This window comes from Microbacterium shimangi (assembly GCF_043556445.1).
Classification (GTDB): Bacteria; Actinomycetota; Actinomycetes; order Actinomycetales; family Microbacteriaceae; genus Microbacterium.
In genome coordinates, this window is record NZ_JBIGII010000002.1 from 112,096 (window position 1) to 136,519 (window position 24,424).

Annotated in this window: 24 protein-coding genes; 9 read left to right on the forward strand and 15 right to left on the reverse strand. The window is 68.8% G+C overall.

All coding sequences use genetic code 11. The features are described 5' to 3' along the window. Positions 1–13: 13 nt before the first annotated feature. The 4 genes from mmsA to ACFXQA_RS01050 all read right to left on the reverse strand — a co-directional run bounded on the left by mmsA (position 14) and on the right by ACFXQA_RS01050 (position 4,702). Positions 14–1,540, reverse strand: coding sequence for a multiple monosaccharide ABC transporter ATP-binding protein (gene mmsA, locus ACFXQA_RS01035; protein ID WP_394517930.1), 1,527 nt, complete (start codon positions 1,538–1,540; stop codon positions 14–16). Between the two features lie 67 nt (positions 1,541–1,607). Further along, a complete protein-coding gene (chvE, locus tag ACFXQA_RS01040; protein WP_394517931.1) occupies positions 1,608–2,732 on the reverse strand; it encodes a multiple monosaccharide ABC transporter substrate-binding protein in 1,125 nt (374 codons plus the stop codon). A 44-nt stretch (positions 2,733–2,776) separates the two neighbouring features. Continuing rightward, a complete protein-coding gene (locus tag ACFXQA_RS01045) occupies positions 2,777–3,577 on the reverse strand; it encodes an L-ribulose-5-phosphate 4-epimerase (RefSeq protein ID WP_394517932.1) in 801 nt (266 codons plus the stop codon). A gap of 117 nt (positions 3,578–3,694) precedes the next feature. After that, on the reverse strand, positions 3,695–4,702 hold the full coding sequence (locus ACFXQA_RS01050; RefSeq protein ID WP_394517933.1) for a LacI family DNA-binding transcriptional regulator: 1,008 nt from the start codon (positions 4,700–4,702) through the stop codon (positions 3,695–3,697). A gap of 138 nt (positions 4,703–4,840) precedes the next feature. Between ACFXQA_RS01050 and ACFXQA_RS01055 the strand changes: the two genes are divergently transcribed. After that, a complete protein-coding gene (locus ACFXQA_RS01055; protein ID WP_394517934.1) occupies positions 4,841–5,407 on the forward strand; it encodes a hypothetical protein in 567 nt (188 codons plus the stop codon). Here ACFXQA_RS01055 and ACFXQA_RS01060 read toward each other — a convergent pair. After that, positions 5,391–6,662 carry a M20/M25/M40 family metallo-hydrolase gene (locus ACFXQA_RS01060; protein WP_394517935.1) on the reverse strand — a complete coding sequence of 424 codons (1,272 nt, stop codon included), beginning with the start codon at positions 6,660–6,662 and terminating at the stop codon, positions 5,391–5,393. The two genes, ACFXQA_RS01055 and ACFXQA_RS01060, sit on opposite strands and share 17 nt — an antisense overlap. A gap of 89 nt (positions 6,663–6,751) precedes the next feature. Here ACFXQA_RS01060 and ACFXQA_RS01065 point away from each other — a divergent pair, with 89 nt between their 5' ends. Then, positions 6,752–7,741, forward strand: a complete 990-nt coding sequence (locus tag ACFXQA_RS01065) for a Gfo/Idh/MocA family protein (protein ID WP_394517936.1) — start codon at positions 6,752–6,754, stop codon at positions 7,739–7,741. A gap of 12 nt (positions 7,742–7,753) precedes the next feature. After that, the gene (locus ACFXQA_RS01070; RefSeq protein ID WP_394517937.1) at positions 7,754–8,617 is read left to right on the forward strand and encodes an NYN domain-containing protein; all 864 of its coding nucleotides are present in this window, start codon (positions 7,754–7,756) and stop codon (positions 8,615–8,617) included. 14 nt (positions 8,618–8,631) lie between these two features. Here the strand turns inward: ACFXQA_RS01070 and ACFXQA_RS01075 are convergent, their stop codons facing one another. The 6 genes from ACFXQA_RS01075 to ACFXQA_RS01100 all read right to left on the reverse strand — a co-directional run bounded on the left by ACFXQA_RS01075 (position 8,632) and on the right by ACFXQA_RS01100 (position 16,253). Next, a complete protein-coding gene (locus ACFXQA_RS01075; protein WP_394517938.1) occupies positions 8,632–10,155 on the reverse strand; it encodes an ATP-dependent DNA ligase in 1,524 nt (507 codons plus the stop codon). 196 nt (positions 10,156–10,351) lie between these two features. Then, a complete protein-coding gene (locus ACFXQA_RS01080; protein WP_394517939.1) occupies positions 10,352–11,323 on the reverse strand; it encodes an epimerase in 972 nt (323 codons plus the stop codon). Continuing rightward, a complete protein-coding gene (locus ACFXQA_RS01085; RefSeq protein WP_394517940.1) occupies positions 11,320–11,742 on the reverse strand; it encodes a DoxX family protein in 423 nt (140 codons plus the stop codon). Before ACFXQA_RS01085 ends, ACFXQA_RS01080 begins: the two co-directional genes overlap by 4 nt. A 23-nt stretch (positions 11,743–11,765) precedes the next feature. Beyond that, a complete protein-coding gene (locus ACFXQA_RS01090; RefSeq protein ID WP_394517941.1) occupies positions 11,766–12,746 on the reverse strand; it encodes an aldo/keto reductase in 981 nt (326 codons plus the stop codon). A 41-nt stretch (positions 12,747–12,787) separates the two neighbouring features. Beyond that, positions 12,788–13,567 carry an LLM class flavin-dependent oxidoreductase gene (locus ACFXQA_RS01095; RefSeq protein WP_394517942.1) on the reverse strand — a complete coding sequence of 260 codons (780 nt, stop codon included), beginning with the start codon at positions 13,565–13,567 and terminating at the stop codon, positions 12,788–12,790. A 103-nt stretch (positions 13,568–13,670) separates the two neighbouring features. Beyond that, positions 13,671–16,253: an ATP-dependent Clp protease ATP-binding subunit gene (locus tag ACFXQA_RS01100; protein ID WP_394517943.1), complete on the reverse strand. Its 2,583-nt coding sequence runs from the start codon at positions 16,251–16,253 to the stop codon at positions 13,671–13,673. 151 nt (positions 16,254–16,404) lie between these two features. Here ACFXQA_RS01100 and ACFXQA_RS01105 point away from each other — a divergent pair, with 151 nt between their 5' ends. Next, complete coding sequence (locus tag ACFXQA_RS01105; protein ID WP_394517944.1) at positions 16,405–17,550, forward strand: class I SAM-dependent methyltransferase; 1,146 nt, start codon at positions 16,405–16,407, stop codon at positions 17,548–17,550. On the opposite strand, the gene ACFXQA_RS01110 is transcribed toward ACFXQA_RS01105, so the two are convergent. Further along, positions 17,547–18,407: a hypothetical protein gene (locus tag ACFXQA_RS01110; protein WP_394517945.1), complete on the reverse strand. Its 861-nt coding sequence runs from the start codon at positions 18,405–18,407 to the stop codon at positions 17,547–17,549. The genes ACFXQA_RS01105 and ACFXQA_RS01110 overlap by 4 nt on opposite strands. Before the next feature lie 111 nt (positions 18,408–18,518). Between ACFXQA_RS01110 and ACFXQA_RS01115 the strand changes: the two genes are divergently transcribed. Both ACFXQA_RS01115 and ACFXQA_RS01120 read left to right on the forward strand, forming a co-directional pair. Then, positions 18,519–18,896: a VOC family protein gene (locus tag ACFXQA_RS01115; protein ID WP_394517946.1), complete on the forward strand. Its 378-nt coding sequence runs from the start codon at positions 18,519–18,521 to the stop codon at positions 18,894–18,896. 55 nt (positions 18,897–18,951) lie between these two features. Next, a complete protein-coding gene (locus ACFXQA_RS01120) occupies positions 18,952–19,713 on the forward strand; it encodes an EI24 domain-containing protein (protein WP_394517947.1) in 762 nt (253 codons plus the stop codon). On the opposite strand, the gene nhaA is transcribed toward ACFXQA_RS01120, so the two are convergent. Continuing rightward, positions 19,710–21,581 carry a Na+/H+ antiporter NhaA gene (nhaA, locus tag ACFXQA_RS01125; protein WP_394517948.1) on the reverse strand — a complete coding sequence of 624 codons (1,872 nt, stop codon included), beginning with the start codon at positions 21,579–21,581 and terminating at the stop codon, positions 19,710–19,712. The genes ACFXQA_RS01120 and nhaA overlap by 4 nt on opposite strands. Positions 21,582–21,703: 122 nt before the next feature. Here nhaA and ACFXQA_RS01130 point away from each other — a divergent pair, with 122 nt between their 5' ends. Then, complete coding sequence (locus ACFXQA_RS01130) at positions 21,704–21,868, forward strand: hypothetical protein (protein WP_394517949.1); 165 nt, start codon at positions 21,704–21,706, stop codon at positions 21,866–21,868. A 233-nt stretch (positions 21,869–22,101) separates the two neighbouring features. On the opposite strand, the gene ACFXQA_RS01135 is transcribed toward ACFXQA_RS01130, so the two are convergent. Next, positions 22,102–22,560: a DUF3817 domain-containing protein gene (locus tag ACFXQA_RS01135; RefSeq protein ID WP_394517950.1), complete on the reverse strand. Its 459-nt coding sequence runs from the start codon at positions 22,558–22,560 to the stop codon at positions 22,102–22,104. A gap of 265 nt (positions 22,561–22,825) precedes the next feature. Here ACFXQA_RS01135 and ACFXQA_RS01140 point away from each other — a divergent pair, with 265 nt between their 5' ends. Both ACFXQA_RS01140 and ACFXQA_RS01145 read left to right on the forward strand, forming a co-directional pair. Next, positions 22,826–23,077 carry a DUF4287 domain-containing protein gene (locus tag ACFXQA_RS01140; protein ID WP_394517951.1) on the forward strand — a complete coding sequence of 84 codons (252 nt, stop codon included), beginning with the start codon at positions 22,826–22,828 and terminating at the stop codon, positions 23,075–23,077. A 41-nt stretch (positions 23,078–23,118) separates the two neighbouring features. Continuing rightward, complete coding sequence (locus tag ACFXQA_RS01145; protein WP_394517952.1) at positions 23,119–23,340, forward strand: hypothetical protein; 222 nt, start codon at positions 23,119–23,121, stop codon at positions 23,338–23,340. A gap of 69 nt (positions 23,341–23,409) precedes the next feature. On the opposite strand, the gene nrdF is transcribed toward ACFXQA_RS01145, so the two are convergent. Continuing rightward, positions 23,410–24,390 (reverse strand): class 1b ribonucleoside-diphosphate reductase subunit beta, encoded by a 981-nt coding sequence (gene nrdF, locus ACFXQA_RS01150; protein ID WP_394517953.1) that lies wholly within the window; start codon positions 24,388–24,390, stop codon positions 23,410–23,412. Positions 24,391–24,424: the final 34 nt, after the last annotated feature.

Sequence of the window (24,424 nt, forward strand, 5' to 3'; positions counted from 1 at the left end):
TCCTGTACCCGCGTCAGCGGGGATTCTCCATGGTCATGAGCTTCAGAACGGATTCGGGTGAGGCTTCGGCGATCGGGAGTTCGCCGGTGATGCGGCCCTCGGACAGCGCGTACACGCGGTCCGAGATGCCCAGCAGTTCGGGCAGTTCGGAAGAGATCACGATGATCCCCTTTCCGGATGCTGCGAGCCGGTTGATGATCGTGTAGATCTCGTACTTCGCACCCACGTCGATGCCGCGTGTCGGCTCATCGAGGATGAGCACGTCGGGATCGGAGTAGATCCACTTCGACAGCACGACCTTCTGCTGGTTGCCGCCCGACAATTTGCCGGTCTTGACCAGCACGTTCGGTGCCTTGATGTTCATGTCGCGGCGGTACTCGTTCGCGACTTGGAACTCCTTGTTGTCATCGACGAGGCCCGCAGACTCGAGCTTCTTCAGCGACGCCATCGAGACGTTCCGCTTGATGTCTTCGATGAGGTTCAGGCCGTAGGTCTTGCGGTCTTCGGTGGCGTAGGCCAGACCGTTGTCGATCGCCTCGGCGACCGTGCGCATCTTGACTTCCTTGCCGCGCATGAAGACCTTGCCGGTGATGCGGGTGCCGTAGCTCCGCCCGAACAGGCTCATGGCGAACTCGGTGCGCCCCGCACCCATCAGACCCGCGATGCCCACGATCTCGCCCGCGCGCACGTTGATCGAAACGTTGTCGACCATGACGCGGCTGGGATCCTGCGGGTGGTGCGCCGTCCAGTCTTCGACGCGGAGCAACTCCTCGCCGATCTGCGGCTCGTGGTCGGGGTAGCGGTGCTCGAGATCGCGACCGACCATGTCTTTGATGATGCGGTCTTCGGTGACGTCGGTCTTGGCGATCGTCTCGATCGTCTTGCCGTCGCGGATGACCGTGACGGTGTCGGCGACGCGCTTGATCTCGTTGAGCTTGTGACTGATGATGATCGACGTCACACCCTCCTCCTTGAGCTGGAGGATGAGGTCGAGAAGGTGGGCCGAGTCCTCGTCGTTCAGGGCGGCCGTCGGCTCGTCGAGGATGAGGAGCTTGACCTCTTTCGACAACGCCTTGGCGATCTCGACGAGCTGCTGCTTGCCGACGCCGATCTGGCGGATCTTCGTCGTCGGGTTGTCACGCAGGCCCACGCGCTTGAGGAGCGCGGCTGCCTCGAAATTGGTCTTGTTCCAGTCGATGAGCCCGCCCTTGGCGCGCTCGTTGTTCAGGAAGATGTTCTCGGCGATCGACAGGTACGGGCTCAGCGCCAGCTCCTGGTGGATGATGACGATGCCTTTCGCCTCGCTGTCGCGGAGGTTCTTGAACGCGACCTCTTCGCCCTCGAAGACGATGTCGCCGTCGTAGGTGCCGTACGGATACACCCCCGACAGCACCTTCATGAGCGTGGATTTCCCCGCGCCGTTCTCGCCGCAGATCGCATGGACTTCGCCGCGTACGACGTCCAGCGTCACGTTGGACAACGCCTTCACGCCCGGGAACGTCTTCGTGATCCCGCGCATCTCCAGAATGTTGTCGGTCATCCTGTCTCCTTCTTGCCATGACCCGGCCGGGCAGCTTGCGCTGCCCGGCCGGGTGCAGTTGCGGACCTTAGCCCTGGACTTCTTCTTCGGTCCAGTAGCCGCTGTCGACCAGGACCTCGTTGATGTTGTCCTTGACGACGATCACCGGGTCGAGGAGGAACGACGGCACGACCTTCACGCCGTTGTCGTAGTCGGTGGTGTTGTTGGTCTCGGGCTCTTCGTCGTTGAGCAGGGCAACGGCCATGTCCACGGCCACGTCCGCGAGCTCGCGGGTGTCCTTGAAGATGGTGGCGTACTGCTCGCCGCTGTTGATGGCCTTGACCGAGTCGATCTCGGCATCCTGACCCGAGATGATCGGCCACTCTTCGCCGACCGAGTATCCGGCGTCGGTGAGTGCCGAGATGATGCCGCGCGAGATGCCGTCGTAGGGCGACAGGATCGCGTTGACGGTCGAACCGTCGGAGTAGTTCGCCGTGACGATGTCTTCCATGCGGCTCTGGGCGGCTTCACCCTCCCAGCGGAGTGTGGCGACCTGCTCGATTTCGGTCTGACCCGACTTGACCACGAGTGTTCCGTCGTCGATGAGCGGCTGGAGTACGTCCATCGCGCCGTTGAAGAAGAAGAACGCGTTGTTATCGTCGAGCGAGCCGGCGAACAGCTCGATGTTGAACGGACCCGCGGGTGCGCCCTCGATCGGAGTGCCGTCGAGCTCGGTCAGGCCGAGGCCGTTCAGGACCGACCAGGCCTGCTGCTGGCCCACGAGGAAGTTGTCGAACGAGGCGTAGTAGCTGACGCTGTCGGTGTCGCGCAGGAGGCGGTCGTACGCGATGACGGGGATGTCGGAGTCGGCGGCCGTGTCGAGCACCTCGGTCAGCGTGGTGCCGTCGATCGAGGCAACGATGAGCGCCTCGGCGCCCTTGGTGATCATGTTCTCGATCTGCGAGACCTGCGTGGGGATGTCGTCCTCTGCGTACTGGAGGTCGACGGTGTAGCCCTGCTCCTCGAGCGCGGCCTTGACGGCGTCGCCGTCCTGGATCCAGCGCTCGGAGCTGCGGGTCGGCATGGCAACACCGATGAGTCCGCCGCCGCCGTCACCCTCGCCGCCATCTCCGCCAGCGCCTCCGCCCGCGCATCCGGAGAGCATGAGCGCTCCCACTGCGACCGTCGCGAGGAGAATCTTCTTGCCTTTCACTGTGTATCCCTTTCGTAGGACTTCTTCGTCTTGGTGTTCGTTATTCAGTTATCTGCTGTCCGACCGGAGATCTTCTCCGGTCGGCGACCGCGACGCGCCGGGGTTGCCCGGCGCTCGACGGTGGTCTGGTGGTCGCGATTGCGGCGACGGTCGTACAGGCGATCGATCGCCTCGGCGGGTATCGGCTCGAGCGTTCCGCCATCACGGGCCACGTGCACCGTGCGGGCGATGTCTTCGAGCACGACCGCGACGCGGACCGCGTCTCGCGGCGTCTCGCCGATCGTGAACGGGCCGTGGTTGCGCATCAGCACGGCCTGCGACCGGGAGTCCTGGAGGGTCTCGACGATGCCGTGTCCGATCGAGTCGTCGCCGATGATGGCGAACGGGCCCACCGGAACCGGGCCGCCGAACTCCTCGGCGGCGCCGACGAGGGCGCACGGGATCTCTTCGGCGCGAGCCGCCCACGCCACCGCGTAGGTCGAGTGGGTGTGGACGATGCCGCCGACCTCGGGCATGTTGCGGTAGACGTACGCGTGCGCCGCGGTGTCGCTCGACGGGGCCCGCCCGCTGCCGGGTGTTCCCTCGACGACGTTGCCGTCGAGATCGCACACGATCATGTTCTCGGGCGCGAGGTCGTCGTACGAGACGCCGGACGGCTTGATGACGAAGAGCTCGGCACCGGGTACACGACCCGAGACGTTGCCGCCGGTCCAGACGACGAGTCCGTGGCGCACAAGTTCACCGTGTAGAGCCGCGACATCGGCCCGCACACGGGCGACGGCGACCTCGGTCTTCACGCCTGCCACGTACGGGTCGGGTCGCTCGGCATCACTGCCAGCGCTCATCACGACTCCTTCGTCATCCCCGCAAACCGGCCATGTGACCGTTCACATTGCGCAACTATAGCCAGTTCCGGCGCGTCAGTGTCAAGCGCGGTACATCTCGTCTTGGTAACGCCGCGGTCAGAGGTGCGCGGCGACGCCGCTGGAGGACCGCACGATGAGCTCGGGCATCAACGCCGTGTACGCGACATCGTCAGAGCCGAGCAGCAGATCGACGCATCGGCGACCCAGTTCGCGGAAGTCCTGGCGCACGGTCGTCAGCGGCGGCCAGAAGTGGGCGGACTCCGGAATGTCATCGAATCCGACGATGCTGACGTCGCGCGGAACCTCGAGACCCTCGTCGCGGATCGCGTGGATGAGCCCCAGTGCCATCTGGTCGTTGGAGGAGAAGATGGCCGTGAAGTCGCGGACGCCGAGCAGTTCCCGTCCGGCGTAGTAGCCGAACTCGGCCGTCCAATCGCCGAGGATCGGCGCGGTGGTGGGGATGTCGCTGGCCGACATCTCGGCGAGGAACCCGCGCATTCGCGCCTCGGCCTCGATCCAGTCCTGCGGACCGGCGAGGTGGTAGATGTTGCGATGGCCCAGCTCGATCAGGTGCCTGGTCGCCAGGCGGGCGCCGGCGACCTGATCGACCGAGAGCGTGTGATCCGAGACGAGGTCGGTCGACTGCAACGTCACGTAGGGCACGTCGAGCTGCTCGGCGGCGAGCACGCGCAGCACGCGCGCCTGCGGCGCGATGACGACCAGGCCCTCGACGGACTGCGCCATGAGGTGCGAGATGCCCGCGGGGATCGACTCCGGATCTTTCACGTCGATGTTGGCCGTGCTGACCCAATAACCGCGCGCCCGGGCCGCTGCCTCGATCGCAGCGATGCTCGACGCCGGCCCGTACTGCGTCGACCCGGCGGCGAGAACGCCGATCGTCTGGGAGCGTGAGGTGACCAGTGCGCGGGCGGCGCGGTTCGGTCGGTACTGCAGTTGTGCCATCACCTCGACCACCCGCGCCCGCGTCTCGGGGCGGATGCTCGGGTGGTCGTTCAGAACGCGCGAGACGGTTTGGTGCGAGACCTCGGCCAGGCGCGCGACATCACGGATGCTGGGCCTGCGCCCACCAGCGTCGTCGCTCATCCACGGCCTCCAGCATGTGCACGGTCACATTGAGCACCCGCGTTGGGGCCAATGAGCCGTCATCGAGCGTGTGACTGTCACACCGCACGACTCGAAACGGATTCTGTCACATTCCAGCCGCCCGCTTACACTGACCGAATGTCGGACTTCGCGCGGTTCCTGCCGCTGAACGGGCGCCCTCAGGGTGCCGAGACCGGCGTCTCGAGCGACCGGCGCACAGCCCTCGCCGAGCTGGTCGAGCGCGCGGCAGAGCTCGTCGCCGGCGTTGCATCGGAGCGTGGAGTCGCCACCGACACCCTCGTCGAGGCCTTCATCGACAACGCCGAACTCCGCTCCGATTTCGACGCCGTCGGCCCCGGCCCCGCTGCACTGGGCGCGCTGGCCGCAGCCGTTCGTGACGGCCGGCGGCGCCGCATCCGAGCCCTCTCGGCCGGCGCCCGCGCGCTTCTGCTCCTGCAGCGCGAACTCGACGCCGAGAGCCATCTCGATGCGGGCGTTGCCGGCACCGTCGCGCTGCACCTCGCAGCATCCGCCCCGTTCGCGCGTCGCGCGGCCGTCAAGGGCCACACGATCCGCGCGACGGATGCCGACTGGTCGTTCGGGAGCGGGCCTGTGCTGGAGGGCACGGCCACCGCGATCGCCGCTTTCCTCCTCGGCGTGTCCGACGACCCCCCGCGACCGCCGGCCGTCACCGGTCGCGGATGAGCGCCCGGTAGAAGCCGATCCCCCGCAGCCAGACGTCGACGCCGATGCGCTCGTCGTGGGAGTGCAGGGCGGCGCGCTCGTCGGCAGTGAGCGCGAACGGCGCGAACCGGTACACCGCATCGCAGATCTGGGTGAACCACCTGCTATCGCTCGCGCCGAGCTGCAGGTACGGAAGCGGCACGACGTCGTCGCCGAGCGAGCCGCGCACCGCGCGGGCGACCCTCCCCCACTCTGGGCCCTTCCAGGGTGAGACCGTCGACGGGTTGCTTCCCCGCTGCACATCGATCTCGACGAGCGGGTCGCCGATGGCGCGCCGCACGTGAGCGACGGCCGAGTCGACCGAGTCGCCCGTGAGCAGACGGATGTCGACCGTCGCACGGGCCCGCGTCGCCAGCACATTCTGTCCGTCCGAGCCCGACAGCTCCGTGACCACGGCCGTGGTGCGCACGACCGCGTTCATCTCGGGACCGAGATTCGAGAACACCCGCGCGAGTACCGGGCCGAACGTGTCGAGCCGCCGGAGCACGTGCCGAAGCGGCCCCGCAGCGTGGGGCGCGGCCGTGGCGAGCATCGCTCTGACGGGCGGCGCGACCCGCCGCGGGAACGGCCGACGCTGCAGACGGTCGACGGCGCGTGCGAGCCGCGCCGTCGCGGGCATCGCCGGAGGAGTCGATGCGTGTCCGCCTCGCTCGCGGACGGTGAGTCCGAGAGCGAGGATGCCACGCTCGGCGACGCCGATCATCGCCGTGGGAGCCGTCACACCGGGCAAGACCCCGCGCACGACGGCGCCGCCCTCGTCGAGGACGAGGGAGGGGCGGACACCGCGGGAGCGCAGCACCTCGACGATCGCCCGCGCACCGCCGCCCGCCACTTCTTCGTCGTGGCCGAAGGCGAGGTAGACGTCTCGCGGCGGGGTCTCGCCGTCGGCGAGGAGCGACTCCACCGCCTCGGCGATGGCGACGAGCGCACCCTTGTCGTCGATGGCGCCGCGGGCGTGGATGGTCGCGTCGGGCCCTTCGCCCGTGATCTCGGCGGCGAACGGCGGATGCTGCCATTCCTCGGGCACCACGGGCACCACATCGATGTGCGCCATCAGCACGAGAGGGTCCGCGGCCGAGAGACCCGGCCATCGATAGAGCAGGGAGTGGCCGTTCACGACCTCACGCTCGAGGGCCGCGTGCAGCAGCGGGTAGAGACGCTCGAGGGTGGCCGCGAACGAGTCGAACGCGGCGATGTCGACTCGACCGACATCCACGTGAGAAACCGTGGGGATCCGCAGCAGTTCGCGGAATCTCTCGACCGGGGACGACACCCGACGAGACTACGCCCCGATAGTCTCGGACCATGGACGGACTTCGATGGGGCATCCTCGCCACGGGTGGGATCGCGCACGCATTCACCACTGATCTGAAGACGGCGGGTCGCACCGTCACGGCCGTGGGCTCGCGCCGCCCCGAGGCGGCGAAGGAGTTCGCCGCCGAGTTCGACATTCCGCACGCACACGGTTCGTATGAGGCGCTGGTCGCGGATCCCGACGTCGACATCGTCTACATCGCCACGCCGCATCCGTTCCACGCCGAGAACGCCCTTCTCGCGCTCGACCACGGCAAACACGTCCTCGTCGAGAAGCCGTTCACTCTCAACGCGGCCGAGGCCGCCGCCGTCCGCGACCGCGCCGCCGAGCGAGGCCTCCTCGCGATGGAAGCGATGTGGACGCGGTACCTGCCGCACATGATCCGGATCCGCGAACTCATCGCCGCCGGCGCGCTCGGCGAGGTGCGGACCCTCTTCGCCGACCACACCCAGCAGATCTCCGACGACCCGGCGCACCGACTGAACGCGATCGAGCTCGGCGGCGGTGCGCTGCTCGATCTCGGTATCTACCCGGTCTCGTTCGCGTGGGACATCTTGGGCGCACCCACCCAGGTCAGCGCGCAGGCGCGGATGTCCGACGCCGGCACCGACGCCGAGATCGCGACCATCTTCCGTCACGCCGGCGGGGCGCTCTCGACGACGATCTCTTCGTCGCGGGGGGCCGGCCCCAACACCGCGCACATCGTCGGCACCGAGGCGCGGATCGACATCGACCGGGTCTGGTACTCGCCGACCAGCTTCCGCCTGACCTCTCCGGACGGCGAAGTCCTCGAGGAGTACCGCGACGAAACCGAGGGCCGCGGAATGCAGTACCAGGCGCTCCACGCCGAGAAACTCGTGGCCGAGGGCCGACTGAGGGGCGACCTGCTTCCCATCGACGAGACCGTGCAGATCATGGCAACCCTCGACGAGGTGCGCGCGCAGATCGGGCTCCGGTACCCCGGGGAGCACGCGGAGTAGCAGACTGGGTGAATGCCTGAAACGCAGACAGCCCGCGTCGCCGTCTACCTGGACTTCGACAACATCGTGATGTCGTGGTACGACCGCGTGCACGGTCGGAACGCCTACTCCCGCGATCGCCAGCGCATCGCCGAGAGTCCGATCGCCCCCGAGGTCGCCGAGCGTCTCGCCGCAGCCACCATCGACGTCGGCGCGATCATCGACTACGCCGCCTCCTTCGGCACTCTCGTGCTTACGCGGGCATATGCCGACTGGTCGGCGCCCGTGAACGCCGAGTACCGCACCCAGCTCGTCGCCCGATCGATCGATCTCGTGCAGCTCTTCCCCGCGGCGGCGTACGCGAAGAACGGCGCCGACATCCGTCTGGCCGTGGATACCGTCGAAGACATGTTCCGGCTCCCCGATCTGACCCACGTCGTCATCGTGGCGGGTGACTCCGACTATGTTCCGCTCGCACAGCGCTGCAAACGGCTCGGTCGCTACGTCGTCGGAGTGGGGGTCGCGGGCTCGACCGCGAAATCGCTGGCCTCGGCGTGCGACCGCTTCGACGCCTACGACTCGCTTCCCGGCGTCGTGAGAGAAACGCCGACGAAGAAGGATGCTGCGCCCTCACGGACGCGAGTGCGCAAGCGCTCGACCGACCCGGCCGTCGATCTTCTCGAGCGCGCCCTGCAGCTGGAGAACGAGCGCGCCGACGAGGAATGGCTGCACGCTTCGGCGCTGAAGGATCTGATGAAGCGCCTCGACCCGTCGTTCAGCGAGAAGGGGCTCGGCTTCCGGAGCTTCTCCGACTTCGTCAAGGCGCACCCCGAGGTCGTCGAAGTGGATGAAGCGTCGAACGTCGTCTTGGTGCGCTCGATCGCGCGCCCGGCCTGACGCCGGCCTGAGCCTCAGTCGCGCAGCATCCGTCGCAACGCCTGAATCGTGTCGGCGTCTGCCGCACGCTTGTCGGAACGGTAGGCCTTCACCCGGGCGAACCGCAGCGCGACGCCGCCGGGGTATCTCGTCGAGCGCTGCACACCGTCGATCGCGATCTCGACGACGGTGACCGGAGCGACCGTGAGACCGTAAGGGGTCTGCGCGGTCTCGATCGTTGGAAAATGTTCGGTCTGCCAACGGAGGAGCTCGTCGGTGAGCCCCTTGAAGGTCTTGCCCACCATCACGAAGCCACCGGGCTCGGTGAACTCGCCCTCGGGGTCGAGCGCACCGAGGTGGAGGTTCGAGAGCCAGCCGGCCCGGCGGCCCGAGCCGTGTTCGACGCCCAGCACGACCAGGTCGAAGGTGTGCACCGGCTTCACCTTCAGCCAGGTCTTTCCGCGGCGGCCTGCCATGTAGGGCGCATCGGTGGCCTTCACCATGACTCCCTCGTGACCCGCTTCGAGCGCACTGCGGGCGAACGTCTCGGCGTCGTCGGCGACGTCGGTGACGAGGGAGGGAATGCGGAGTTCACCGACCACGCGGGTGAGCTCGGCCGCTCTCACCGACTGCGGCTCGTCGAGCAGATCGCGCCCGTCGACGTGGAGGATGTCGAAGAACCGCGGCCGCAGCGCGACCTCGCGCGCGAGGTCTGCCCCGAAGCGGGCCATGGTCTCTTGAAACGGGCGAGGTGCGCCCGACTCGTCGAGCGCGAGGGTCTCGCCGTCGAGGATCACGTCGGTCGCGGGGAGACCACGCACGACGTCGACGATCTCGGGCACCCGGTGCGTCACCTCGGCGAGAGAGCGCGTGTAGACGTGCACGTCATCGCCCCGCCGGTGCACCTGGATGCGGGCCCCGTCGAGCTTGTACTCGATCGAAGCCGTTCCGAACTCGGCGAGAGCGTCGCGCACCGTCGCCGCCGTCGCCGCCAGCATCGGCATCACGGGCCGACCGACGACGAGGCCGACGTCGGCCAAGGCCGCCGGCGGTTCGGTCAGGGCGGTGCGGGCGGTCTCGCCGGTGTCGCCCGAGAGCATGGCGGCGCGGCGCACGATGACCGGGTCGCGCCCGGAGGCGCGGGCGATCGCATCGAGCAGGATTCCTTCGAGCGCACCGGTGCGCAGCTCCCCCAGCATCGCCCGGGTGAGGTAGTTCCACTCGACCGCCGTCGACCGCTCCGCGAGCGCCTCGAGCGTGCGCGTGCGCTCGGCGGCGGAGCCCGCGCCTCCGACGGCCGCGAGGGCGGTGAAGGCCTCGTCGACGTCGCCGATCGAGAGCGAGGGCTCGGCGGCGTGCGTGACGGTCAGACCTGCCAGCGACCGCCACCCCACTCCGAGCCGCCCCTGCCGAAGCGCCGCCGTCAACAGCCCCACGGCGGGCGCGATCTCGACGGGTTCGGCCGACGCGAGCAGACTCGCCAGGGCCTCGGTCTTCGCCAGTCGGGATCGGGTCGCCGTGACCCTGTCGAGGGTCGTGACGAGGTCGGCGAGCAGCATCCTCGAATTCTCACACGGACCCCCGACACCGGTGCGGGAGCCTCCCTCGAATGTGGAACGACCGATTCGTCGGCTCGCGCGGCCCGAAGATGCTCGCGCGGTCCAATTTCTCGGCTCGCGCGGCCTAAAGATGCTCGCGCGGTCCACTTATGCACCGCGTCCGCACGAAACGACCGCGCGACCTCCGCACGAGCGGTCAGCGCGAGGCGATCTCGCGCACGGCCGGTTCGAGCTCGGGGTAGTGGAAGACGAAGCCCTCGTGCAGGAGACGTTCCGGCACGACCCAGCGACTCTTGAGCAGCAGCTCGGATTCGACGCGCAATGCCCACATCGCCGGCTCGAGGATGAAACGGCCCGCGGGCAGACCGATCGGGGCGCCCACCGCACGACGCAGCGTCGCCATGAGGGTGCGGTTGTCGGTCGGGTTCGGAGAGGAGAGGTTCACCGTGCCGGAGAACGTGGGCGTGTCGCGGATGAACCGCATGGCCGCCACGACGTCGTCGATGTGGATCCAGCTGAAACGCTGGCGACCGCGCGAACGGTGCCACGGAGCCCGGCCGTCGCCGGTCGGGTTATTGCCGATGCCGCGGTAACGCCGGTGAGGAAGCCAGGGTCCGTCGTACTGGGGGCCGCCGAGTCCGAGCCGAGCCAGGCGCAGCAGCATCGACGTAGCCGGCCCGTCGCCGAGCACGATCGCCATGCGCAGGGCGACGCGCCGGGTGCCCGGCAGGTCGCCGTCGAACAGTTCGGCCTCCCACGCGCGGGCGACATCGACAGAGAACCCCGCGCCGAGGTCGCCCCCCGAGTCGGTCTGCGGGTGGTCGAGCGCATACCGGTAGATCGTCGCCGTGCTCGCGTTCATCCAGATCGCCGGCGGCGAGGCCGCAGCGGCCACGGCTTCACGCAGAGCCCGGGTCGTCTCCACCCGTGAGCGCAGGATCTCGTCGCGGTTCGCATCGGTGTAACGGCAGGCGACGCTCTTCCCGGCCAGGTTGACCAGCAGCTCCGCGCCGTCGACCGCGCGCCGAAGCCCCGGGGTGTCATCCCACGAGACATCGGGCCCTCGACGCCCGACGCGTGTCAGGGAGTAGCCCTCATCTCGCAGCCAGGCGATGACGGCCTCGCCGATGAAACCGCTGCCGCCCGCCACCACCGCACGCCGGGTCATCGCCGCATCCCGTCGGGCCTCGTGGCCCACACCGCCCACGCGACGAGGACGGGTTGCAGGAAGAGCCGCCAGAACCGGGCCCGGTCGGTGCGCATGCCGGGGACGGGACGGCCGCTCTGCCAGTGATGCACATTGCCCGGGAATACGGCGATGAAGAATGCGGCGATCATGCCGCCGATGCGACTCCGCTCGCGCGGCAGCACCCACAGGGCCGCTCCGAGCAGACCCTCGACCGCGCCGGAAGCGACGACGATCGCGTCTTCGTCGGTGCGCAGCATCCGTGTCGCCCACTCGGGCACGACGATCCGGTACCCGCGCCGACCCCACGTCAGATGGGATACGCCCGCGCCGACGAGGAGCACGGCGAGCGACCACCGGGCTCCGGTGCGCAGGCGTCGCACGACGATCGATTCGCTCATGGCCGTCGTGGGTTCGGTGCGGATCACCAGCGCGGGTGCACGGCCTCGCGGAAGAACCGGTCGTAGATGTCGTGAACGCCGGCGTCGAACTCGGCGGGCAGCTCGACCGATCCGGCGGCGGCATTGCCCTCCGCCTGCGCACGGTTGCGGGCGCCGGGGATCACGGTCGACACGCCGTCGAGGTTCGAGACCCACGAGAGGGCTGCGGCGGCAGGAGTGACGCCCTCGGGCACGAGCGCGGCGAACTCCTGAGCGGCGCGGACGCCGGTCTCGAAGTCGACCCCCGCGAAGGTCTCGCCGACGTCGAACGCGCTGCCGTCGCGGTTGTAGTTGCGGTGATCCGACGCCGGGAAGGTGGTCTCCGCCGTGTACTTGCCGCTCAGGAGCCCCGATGCCAGGGGCACCCGCACGATGATGCCGACTCCGGCAGCCGCGGCGGCCGGGAGCACCTCGTCGAGCGGCTTGAGGCGGAAGGCGTTGACGATGATCTGCACACTCGCGGTGCCCGGCCGCGCGATCGCGGCGAGGGCTTCGTCGCAGGTCTCGACGCTGACGCCGTAGTTCGCGATGCGCTGTTCGGCGACCAGGGTGTCGAGCGCGTCGTACACGGCATCGGAGGAGAAGACCGGCGTCGGCGGGCAGTGCAACTGCACGAGATCGAGTGTGTCGACGCCCAGATTCTCACGCGAGCGATCGGTCCAGGCGCGGAAGTTGTCGAGCGTGAACTGAGCCGGGTCTTGCGGGCCGCGGCGGCCCATCTTGGTCGCGACGGTGATCTCGAGGTCAGGATGCTGCGCCAGGAAACGGCCGATGAACTGCTCGCTCCGCCCGTCGCCGTACACGTCGGCGGTGTCGAAGAAGGTGACCCCCGCGTCGACGGAGGCACGCAACACGTCGAACGCGCTGCTCTCGTCGACGTCGCCCCAGTCGGCGCCGAGCTGCCAGGTGCCGAGACCGATGGCCGAGATCGTGCGGCCGGTGCGTCCGAGAATTCGCTGTTGCATGTCGCGAGCCTAGCCAGTCCCGACCGATTGACCCGGGTCGCCTACGACCCCTGGACGACCGGTGCGGCGCGCGCTATGAACGCCAGCATCGCCCCGATGCTGTCGTCTGCGGTGATCGCGCGCAGGACGACCTCGTCGACCGCCGAGCGGTAGTCGGGCAGGCCGTCGACGAGCGCCGGCTCGTCGCGGAAGGTGGTTGCGGGGGCCGCGACTCCCATGCGCGCGAAGTTCGCGGCGTAGTTCGGGTACGAGGCGTACCGCGCCGTCTCGACGTCGAGCCGGGCCGACGCGGCGGGGTCCACGGCGGTTCGCACGTACACGGCGACATGGGTGTCGGCGGATGCTGCATGGAGCGCCCCCGCTTGAGTTGCGGCGATGCCCGGGGGCACCCAGTTCAGCAGCACCCCGTCGGCCCGTTCGGCGCCGAGGTGGCGCATCTTGGGTCCGAGCGCGCCGACCATCACGCGCGCGCCGAGGGCGCCACGGAGCAGATCGACGGCATCGCCCACGCGGGCCAGCGCGCCTTTGGGCTGCACTCCCGAGCCGATACCGAGAACGAGACGCTCCTGCGGAAGCTCGAGGTCGACGACCTCACGCGCCACGTCTTCAGCCGGACGCCGGTCGACGGGGATGACACCCGTAGCGAGAATCAAGCGGTCGGTCACCGCCGCGGCCGCGGCGAGCGCCACCAGGGCGTCGCCATCGGGTGTGTCGTTGACCCACAGCCCCGCGAACCCCGCGGCCTCGACGGCCGGCGCCAGGCGGGCGATGGCTTCGGGGCCAAGCGCGCCGGCGACCCCTATCGAAACTCGTCCGGTCATGGTCTCACTCTGCCAGCACCGCCCGACCACCGCGAGACCGCACGTCGACGGCGAGACCCCGGTCGTGAGCCGGGGTCTCGCCACGCACATGCGGTCTCGCGGGTCAGGCCGCCTGGGCGATGTGAGCGACGGAGCGCACGACCAGGGCGCCGTCGACGGCGGTCACCGCCACCGCTCCCCCGTCGGTGACCGCGCCGGAGACGAACAGGTCGGCGACGCGATCGTCGATCTCGCGTTGGATCAGCCGGCGGAGCGGCCGCGCGCCGTATTCAGGCTCGTACCCGTGCTCGGCGAGCCAGTCGATCGCCGACTCCGAGACCTCGATCGTCACCTCGCGCTTTGCGAGACGTTTCTCGGTCGCGCCCAGCATCAGCCGGACGATCTGGCGCAGCTGCGGCTGGTCGAGCTTGCGGAACAGTACGATGTCGTCGATGCGGTTCAAGAACTCCGGCCGCATTGCCTCGCGCAGACGTCCCATCACGCGGACGCGCAGGTCGCTCTCCGACCCGAACCCCGTGGCGCCGCCGCCGTCGGCGATGAAACCGATGGCCCCGGCGCGCGACGCGAGGAACTCGCTGCCGATGTTCGAGGTCATGATGACGACCGTGTTGCGGAAGTCGACCGTCCTGCCCTGGCCGTCGGTGAGGCGTCCGTCGTCGAGCACCTGCAGCAGCAGGTTGAACACGTCGGGGTGCGCCTTCTCGATCTCGTCGAACAGCACGATCGAGTACGGGTTGCGACGCACCCGCTCGGTGAGCTGACCGGCCTCGTCGTAGCCGACGTATCCGGGAGGGGAACCGACGAGACGCGACACCGTGTGGCGCTCGCCGAACTCGCTCATGTCGAACCGGATCACGGCCCCGTCATCGTCGAACAGCGATGCCGCGAGCGCCTTGGCGAGCTCGGTCTTGCCGACGCCGGTGGGCCCGAGGAAGAGGAACGATCCGACCGGACGATTCGCGTCGCCCATACCCGTGCGGTTGCGTCGCACGGCGGTGGAGACCGACGCCACGGCGGCGTCCTGCCCGATCACGCGGCCGTGCAGCTCCTCCTCGAGCGTCGCGAGACGCTCCCGCTCGCCCTCGGTGAGCCGGCTGACCGGAATACCGGTGGCACGGCTGATGACCGCCGCGATCTCGGGTTCGCCGACGACCGTCGCCCCGGTCCCTGAGCCTGTCACCCCGGTCCCTGAGCCCGTCGAAGGGCCCGCCGTCGCAGCATCCAGCTTCTTCTGCACCGCGGCGATCTCGTCGCGGATGCGAGAGGCCTCCTCGTAGTGCTCGCTGGAAACCGCCGCGTTCTTGTCGGCCTCGAGCGTGGCGAGGTTCTCGATCAGCCCCGTGATGTCGACCTTCAGACCGAGTCGCAGCCGCAACCGCGCGCCGGCCTGATCGATGAGGTCGATGGCCTTGTCCGGCAGGACGCGGTCGGTCACGTACCGATCCGACAGCTCGACGGCCGCGCGGAGGGCATCGTCGGTGTAGGTGACGCCGTGGTGCTGTTCGTAGGCCGAACGGAGGCCGCGAAGGATGAGCACGGCGTCTTCGACGGAGGGCTCTCCGACCCGCACCGGCTGGAAGCGACGTTCGAGCGCCGGGTCTTTCTCGATCGTGCGATACTCCCGCAGGGTCGTGGCGCCGACCAGGTGCAGGTCGCCGCGCGCGAGTCGCGGCTTGAGTATGTTGCCAGCGTCCATGCCGCCGTCGCCTGCACCGCCGGCGCCGACGACCGTATGCACCTCGTCGATGAAAACGATGAGTTCGCCGTTCTGCGCCGAGACTTCGTCCATCGTCTGGGTCAGACGCTCTTCGAAGTCGCCGCGGTAGCGAGTGCCCGCCAGCATCGCCGGAAGATCGAGCGCGATGACCCGCTTGCCGCGCAGCTGCTCGGGCACCGAACCCGCGACGATCGCCGAGGCGAGCCCCTCGACGACGGCCGTCTTGCCGACGCCCGCCTCGCCGACGAGAACCGGGTTGTTCTTGGTGCGTCGGCTGAGGATCTCGATGGTCTGCTCGATCTCGTCGCTGCGTCCGATCACCGGATCGAGGTTGCCCGCCGCCGCGCGGGCGGTGAGGTCGGTGCCGAAGCGGTCGAGCATGGGAGTCTCGGATGCCGCAGCGCCAGGCTGCGCCGATGAGGGCGCGCCGGTCGGGCTGACGGTTTCACGGACGGCCTGGGTCAGTGCCTCGGCCGTGACACCCGCTTGGGCGAGGATCTGCCCGGCGGGGGCGTCCTGGGCCAGCACGAGCGCGAAGAAGAGGTGCTCGGGGTCGACGTAGGTCGAGCCGGCCGACCGAGCGACCTGGTACGCCAGGAACAGGGCGCGCTGCACCGAGGTGGTGACGACGGCCCCGTCGACGTCGGCGGGGGCGGATGCTGCCGGCAGCCGACCCTCGGCTGCCTGGGCGATCGCGCGCGGATCGGCGCCGATGCGCTGCACGGCCTCGTTCGCCGGCGACTGGTCGACGAGGATCCGGAGCACGTGCAGCGCGTCGAGTTCGCGCTGTCCGCGCTCGAGGGCGAAACGTCCGGCGAGCCGGAGCGCGTCTTGGGTGCGCGAACTGAGGAAGCGGCTGAGGTCTATCGAGCGTTCGGCTCGCGCCTGCTCGCCGGCGAGGTAGCGCGCGAGGAACTCGTCGAACGAGCTCGCGCCGTCGTCGTTCTGGGGTGTGAAGTCTTCGGGCATGTCCCTGTGTCTCCTGGGTGAAGTGAGCCTGTGCGACTCAACTCGACTTTACGTAGTTGAGTGACGCTGTATCAACTTCAACCGGAACGCTCCGGATGTATTCCCGCATGCCCCTCAGGTGACGCCCACGGGAGCCGACTACCGTAGCGGGGTGACCTTCCCCCTTGACACCCTCCGCCGCTGGCCCGATGTCGAGGCGCCCGACCTGCAGGCCGCGGACGCGGCCGACCGCCTCCTGCTCGATGAGTCGGCCGATGCCCGCGCCGGGCTGGCCGACGGTGCGCTCGTCGTCCTCGGCGACGGCTACGGGGCTTTGACGCTGGCCGCGGCCTCTGACGGCGCGCGCGGCATCCGCGTGCACCAAGACGCGCTCACGGGCGAGCGCGCGCTCGCCGCCAACGCCGAGCGGCTCGCCGCCGAGGGCGTGACCGTCGACGGCTTCCGTTCGATGCCGCTCGACGCCGAGGTGCTCAGCGGCGCGGAGGTCGTCCTCCTCCGCCTGCCGCGATCGCTCGACGAACTCGACGATGTCGCCGCTCTGATCGCGCAGCATGCGGCACCCGGTGTGCAGGTGTTCGCGGGCGGGCGGATCAAGCACATGACCGTGGCGATGAACGATGTGCTGCGTCGCTACTTCGACGTCGTCGACGTCACGCACGCGCGGCAGAAATCCCGCGTGCTCATCGCTCGCGGTCCTCGCAACGGGCGCGATCCGCAACCCCGCCGTGCCACGCACGACGGACTCACCGTCTGCGCGCTGGGCGGGGTCTTCGCGGGTACCTCCATCGACCTGGGCACGCGGTTCCTTCTCGACAGCCTCCCCGAGACCTTCGCCGGCGGCGGCACCGCCGATGACCCGGTCATCGACATGGCGTGCGGTTCGGGCGTCGTCGCCACGATCCTCGCCCGACGGGGCCTGCACGCGTACGCGTCCGACCAATCGTCCGCCGCCGTGATCTCAGCCCGGGCCACGGCCGAGGCGAACGGCGTCGCCGAGCTCGTCACGGTGGTGCGGGACGACGCCTTGTCTTCACTCGCCGACGGCAGCGCGTCGTTCATCGCCCTCAACCCCCCGTTCCACGTCGGAGCCGTCGTGCACGAGGGCGCGGCCCCGCGGCTGTTCGAAGACGCTGCCCGGGCGCTCCGGCGCGGCGGCGAACTGTGGACGGTCTGGAACTCCGCGTTGCTCTACCGCCCCGCCCTCGAGCGGATCGTCGGACCCACCCGCCAGATCGCCCGCAACAAGAAGTTCACCGTGACGGCGTCGGTCCGGAGCGCCTCGGCGTACGACCGCTAAGCCGCAGAAGGTTCCGCGGCGACCCGCGCGCGGGGATCGACATCGTTCCAGAACTCGATCGTCTGCACGACCCAGAAGACCGCGAAGAGCAACAGGGCGGCCGCTTCGCCGATGAAGAACAACGGCACAGCCGGTTCGGCCCCGGCGACCACGACGCCGATCACCAGGGCGAGGGCGAGAGCGATCCCCGCGGCGATCACCCCGTACGCGACCCGTAGCCGGGTGCGGCGGGAGTCGCTGCCGGCCGGTTGCCCTGCGGCGAGCGCGGCGACCAGGGCGATGAGCGTGAAGAAGACGACTGCCGCCGCGTTGTGCGCACCGAGCAGGAACGTCGAGGGCGACAGCATCCACCATCCGCCCAGCGCTGCGACGACGACGCCCGCTGCCGCGACCGAGACGATCATCGCGCGGTCGAAGGTTCCCCGGGCGAGGGCGACGATCGACACGGTGGCGATGCCGACGACGGCCACGATGCCGAGCGAGATCAGGCTGTTGGCGATGCCCGGCAGAAACTGCTCGGGGACGCACGAGCTACCGCCGGCGCACCCCGCGGCGATGTCAGCGGGTGCGACCGGGGTGGGCACGAACGCGATGACGGGCGCGAGAAGCGCGGCGACGTCGAGGAGCATCTGCTCGACACTGCGTCCCGACAGCACGAGGAGGGCCAGAGCGACCGCGCAGAGCGACCCGACGAGAACATCGCGGGCCGGCGTGTAGAAGGCGGCGCTGACCGAGGCCAACGGGCCGCCCGTCACGATCTCGACCGTGAGGGAAACGGCGAGGAAGGCGATGACGCCGACGAGCGAGAGACGCACGTACCGGTAGGTGCGTTGCGTCGACGTCGATCGCAGGCGCATGCGTGTGTCCGTTCGTTCGCGTTGCGTGGGAGTCGTCGGTGGTTCTCCGCCGCCCGGGTGATGTCTGCACCCCTTCCTAGGCTGGCCTCATCGACAGGAAGGCGCCAGAGCATGGACTGGAAGATCGAGCTCATCTTCGTACCCGTCACCGACATCGATCGCGCGAAGGAGTTCTACGAGCGCATCGGTTTCCATGCCGACCATGATCAGCAGGTCGACGACGAGCTGAGGTTCGTCCAACTCACGCCGCCCGGCTCCGCGTGCTCGATCGCCTTCGGCACGGGTCTCGGCATCGACCTCGAACCCGGGAAGCAGAACACGATCCAGGTCGTCGTCCCCGACGCCGACCGTGCACTGAGCGATCTGCGCGCCGTGGGTGTCGACGCGCTCGGCGTCGACGAGCAGGCCTGGGGGCGGTTCGTGACGTTCGACGACCCCGACGGGAACACGTGGACGCTCCAGCAACTGCCCGAGCGCGCCGCCACGTAACCCTGGGCGGCGACGCGACCGCAGGCGAGGTGGGCCGCGCGCCTAGGCTGAGCGCATGACGCAGTTCGCCGCGGGAGTCCGCATGCTCGCGCAGGGTTTCGGCTGGTGGCGGCGACGGCCCGGGGTCATGGCCGCCGGGCTTGTCCCCGCGCTGATCGTGGGGGCCGTCCTCCTCGCCGGCGTGATCACTCTCGCCGTGTTCGTCCCCTCCATCGCGACAGCCCTGACACCGTTCGCCGACGAATGGCCGAGCGTCTGGGCGAACGTCGTGCGTTTCGCGGTCGGTGCGGCGACGTTGGGCGCCGCCCTCGTCATCGCGGTCGTCTCGTTCACGGCCTTGACGCTGCTCATCGGCGAGCCGTTCTACGACCGCATCTGGCGATCGGTCGAAGACGCGACGGGGGGCGTGCCCGACGTGCCCTACGGTTTCGCGCGCGCCCTCGCCGATACGGTCTGGCTCATCGCTCGCGGCATCGGCGTCGCCCTCCTCTCGGGCGTCGTCGGATTCGTTCCCGTCGTCGGAAGCGCGGCCGGCGCGGTGCTCGGCATCGTGCTCACCGGGTGGCTCCTGACCGACGAACTCACGTCTCGCGCGCTGACCGCCCGCGGCGTCGACGCCGCACGCCGGCGCCGGTTGTTGCGCGCGCACCGAGGCGAGGCGCTCGGCTTCGGCGTGGCGACGCAGTTGTGCTTCCTCGTGCCGCTCGGAGCCGTCGCCGTCATGCCGGCCGCCGTCGCGGGGTCGACGATGTTGGCCCAGTCGCTGCTCGCCCGCTCACCTATCGACGGCGAGGCCGCGGTCGCGTCCCCGCGCTAGCTCGCCGAGCCCGTGGCCGGGGTCTCCGCGCCCTTGGCCGGGCCGTTCTCCAAGCCCCGGATGAGGCTCGCGGAGTCGTAGGGCCCGATGTGGCGCCGCCCGTTCAGGAAGAACGTCGGCGTCGTGTTCAGATCCATGATCTCGGCGTCGAGCCGGTCATCCTGAATGTGGTGCGCGACCTTCGCCGAGCCGAAGTCGTCGGCGAAGCGCTCGGGGTCGAGGCCCAGCATCTCGGCGTAGCGGAATAGGTCATCGCGCTCGAGGTTGCGCTGGTGGGCGAACAGCTTGCCCGCCATCTCGAAGAACTTCCCCTGCAGCGCGGCGGCCTCGGCCGCCTGCGCGGCCTCTTGCGCGTGCGGGTGCGGCTGATCGAGCGGCAGGTGACGCCAGACCCACCGGATGTCGTCGCCGAAACGCTCGCGGACGGCGTCGACCGAGCCGGTCGCCCGGCTGCAGAACGGGCACTCGAAGTCGCCGTACTCCACGATCTCGTAGGGCGCGTCCATCGAGCCCCTGATGTGGTCGCGCTGCGGGTCGACGGGACGCGCGAGCTTGAATCCGACGGGGCGGGGCGGGCTGATCCGGTCACCGACGGTCAAGATCGCCCACCCGAGGAAGAAGGCGATGACCGATGCCGCGAGCACCGCGACGCGCGCGAGGTCTTGCGTGTGAGGATCGCTGATCGCGATCGGGACGAGGAAGAGCGAGATCGTGAACCCGATGCCCGAGAGCGCCGCACCGCCGGCGACCCTGTGGAGGCTCAGCCCTGGCGCGAGCTGACCGCGTCCGACGACTCCCACCAGCCAGGTGGCCACGGTGATGCCGAAGAATTTGCCGAGGACGAGACCCGCGACGATGCCCCACGCGACGGGCGACATCAGAGCGTCGCGGAGCGTCTCACCGTCGATGTGCACTCCGGCGTTGGCGAGCGCGAAGACCGGCAGCACGCCGTAGGAGATGTACGGGCGGAGGCCGGTGTCGATGCGTTCGTTGATCGAGATGGATTCGCGCAGGCTCCGCGTCACCGCCGCCGCGTATGCCGAGTTCGGCGACTCGCGGAACGCCTGGGTGAGTTCGACCGACCGCTCCACGTCGTTGCGCCGGGGCGGGAAGACGGGGATCAACAGTGCGACGGCCACACCGGCAAGGGTCGGGTGCACCCCCGCGAGGTAGACAGCGACGAACAGGGCAGCTCCGAGGGCGCCGTAGGCGAAACCGCGGCCGACCGGGAGGAACCGCACGAGCGCGATGAGAACCATCAGCACGACCGCGATCACGAACGGGGGCAGGCTCAGGCCGCTGTTGTAGAAGAGGCCGATCACCAGCAGCGCGCCGATGTCGTCGACGACGGCGAGGGTCAGGAGGAAGGTGCGCAGGCGCGAAGAGAACTTCGGGCCGATCAAGGCGAGCGCGCCGAGAAGGAACGCGGTGTCGGACGAGATCACGACGCCCCACGCGTCGAATTCGCCGTCCCCGAGGTTGAACAGGATGAACACCCCCGCGGGCACCACGAGACCCGCGACAGCGGCGGCGATCGGAACGACGGCACGGGAGCGATCGGTGAGCTCGCCGATCGTCAGCTCGCGCTTCACCTCGAGGCCGACCAAGAAGAAGAAGAGCGCCATGAAGCCCTCGTTCACGAGAGCGTGCAGGCTGAACGTCCACGAGGCGTCGCCGAGCGATGCCCCGAGCGGCAGATCCCAGAACTGGTGGTAGCTCTCACCGGGGAGGTTCGCCCACACCATGGCGATCACGACGCCGACGAGCATGAGGGTGGCCGAGAGACGGTCGCCGCCGCGCAGCTTCTTCTTGTGCGGCGTCGGGGAGGGGCGCGGAGCTCCGGTCGGAATCAGCGGAATCGTCGTCACGCTACCCATCCTGGCCCTCGGACATGTCGAGCGGGTCACCGGACGGAGACGCGGATGCTTCGTGCTCGCGGGCTCCGATGAAGCATCCGCGCACGGTAACCTGGGAAGAGGAGGCACCACCCATGTACATCATCGCTTTGATCCTGCTGCTCGGCGGCATCTTCCTGATCGGCATCTCGTTCTCGATCGTCCCGATTCAGGCGCTGGTGTTCATCGTCGGCATTCTGTGCGTCGCGGCCTCGCTGGCGATCCCGTTCCACTTCAGCGGGAGCGCTTCGCACCGCTGACCTCCACCGTCGCCGCCCGCCTTCGCGATAGGCCGGCGGAATCGGGTGGTCTGCGCCTCTTCGGCGTGCCGGGTGACTTCACCCCGGCCTTTCTCGCGTGCATGTCCCGAATTCCGCAAGGAATCGGCCCGATCGTTGCGGAAAATGGGACACGCTCCCGGCCATGTCCCGAATTCCGCCAGGAACCGGCCGATTCGTTGCGGAAAATGGGACACGCACAGCCCTAGGGGGCGTCAGCGCCCGGGCGGGCCCGCCACCAGCAGCACGACGTAGAGCGCGACGACGGCGACGACGAGCAGCCCGACGAAGAGCGGTGCCCGACGCAGGAAGAAGCGCAGCGCCCGGTCGACGGGGCGCCGATCGCGGGGGTCGTCCGTCTCGGTGAGGCGCCAATCGCCGGCCAGGCGACCCGACCGCTGCAGCCACAGCTCCGTCGGCAGCGTCGCGTAGGGAACGACCGCGCTGGCGACGGCGAGAAGGGCGACGCCGATCTGCCACCGCTGGTGCAGCGCGACGATGACGGCAGTCGCCCCGTAGGCGAGGAAGACGAACCCGTGGACGGCCCCACCGATGGTCACGGCGAGCGGCCAGTCGAAAACACCGCGGACGATCAACCCTCCGATCAGCAGTGTCCACGAGATCATCTCGGCGACGGCGAGCGTGCGGAAAAGCGACAGCGGCGTGCGGAACACGTCTCTCCTCGGTCGGGACGGGGAGCGTCCAGCCTACGAAACCGGCGCCCGCCCCGCCGCCCGATGCGGCAACCGTCGAGAGATCAGCGTCGGCGGGCGGCCGCGATTCCGACGAACATCAGCAGGCTGAACGTGCCGATAACGAGGAACGCGAAGGCGAAGAGCTCGAACAGTTCCGGGTCCATGCGGCCAGACTATGGCGGGCGGCCGACGACGGATAGAGGGGATGCTGCGCGCTCCCCGCGGTCGGCCCTACGCTGAGCGCATGAGCAGCCGTGTCAGCGCCCCCGTCTTGGTTCCCGGCGACAAGCCGAAGGGACCGGCGTCGTACTTCCCGAGCATCGAGAAGACGTATGGTCGCCCGATCCAGGACTGGCTCGACCTGATCGTCGAGCAACTCGATGCGGGAAAGCCGCACATGGAGGTCGTGACCTGGCTCAAAGACGACCACCAACTCGGCCACGGTCATGCCAACGCCTTGGTCGCCTACGTGCGCGCCCAGCTCGCCAAACCCTGACCGGTATCGCCGGGCGACGGCCCGAGGCGCACAATTGAGCCATGGGACTGTTCGCGTCAAAACCCGAAGACCCGACCGAGTGGGCGGGGCTCCCCTCCGAGCCGTTGCGTGAACGCACCGAGGCTGACCTGCTCGACGATCCCCCCGTCGCCGCCGGCATTCTCGGGGACACGCCCCCGGGGGTGGCCTGGATCGAGATCCCCGTCGTGCCGCCCGCCGACGGCGAGCCCGCGGGCGACGCCGCAAGCGACCCCACCGACTGAACGAAGCGGCGCAGGACACACGAAGGGGCGGATGCCGCAGCATCCGCCCCTTGGTTTGTTCGCTTCGACTCAGAAGTCCCAGTCGTCGTCTTCTGTCGCCTCGGCCTTGCCGATGACGTACGACGAGCCCGAACCGCTGAAGAAGTCGTGGTTCTCGTCGGAGTTCGGCGACAGGGCCGACAGGATCGACGGGTTCACGTTCGTCACGGTCGCCGGGAACATGGCCTCGTAGCCCAGGTTCATCAGCGCCTTGTTCGCGTTGTAGTGCAAGAACTTCTTGACGTCTTCGGTGAGACCGACGCTGTCGTAAAGGTCTTGCGTGTACTGGATCTCGTTGTCGTAGAGCTCGTACAGCAGCGAGAACGTGTAGTCCTTGATGTCGTCGCGCTCGGCCTGCGTGACCTTCTCGAGACCCTTCTGAAACTTGTACCCGATGTAATACCCGTGCACGGCCTCGTCGCGGATGATGAGCCGGATGATGTCGGCGGTGTTCGTCAGCTTCGCCTTCGACGACCAGTGCATCGGCAGGTAGAAGCCCGAGTAGAACAGGAACGACTCGAGCAGGGTCGAGGCGACCTTGCGCTTGAGGGGTGAGTCGCCGCGGTAGTACTCCATGACGATCTGAGCCTTCTTCTGAAGGTTCGGATTCTCGACCGACCAGCGGAACGCCTCGTCGATCTCGGTCGTCGAGCACAGCGTCGAGAAGATCGACGAGTAGCTCTTGGCGTGCACCGACTCCATGAACGCGATGTTCGTGTACACGGCCTCTTCGTGAGGTGTGATCGCGTCGGGGATGAGCGAGACGGCGCCGACCGTGCCCTGGATGGTGTCGAGCAGGGTCAGGCCCGTGAACACGCGCATCGTGAGGGTCTGCTCGTCGGGGGTCAGCGTGTTCCACGACTGGATGTCGTTCGACAGCGGCACCTTCTCGGGCAGCCAGAAGTTGTTCACCAGACGGTTCCAGACCTCGAGGTCTTTGTCGTCCTGGATGCGGTTCCAGTTGATCGCCTCGACGTGCGAGAGCAGCTTGAGCGGTTGAGGAGGAGTCATGGTTGTTCCTTAATTGGCGCCGGACCTGCCGGTC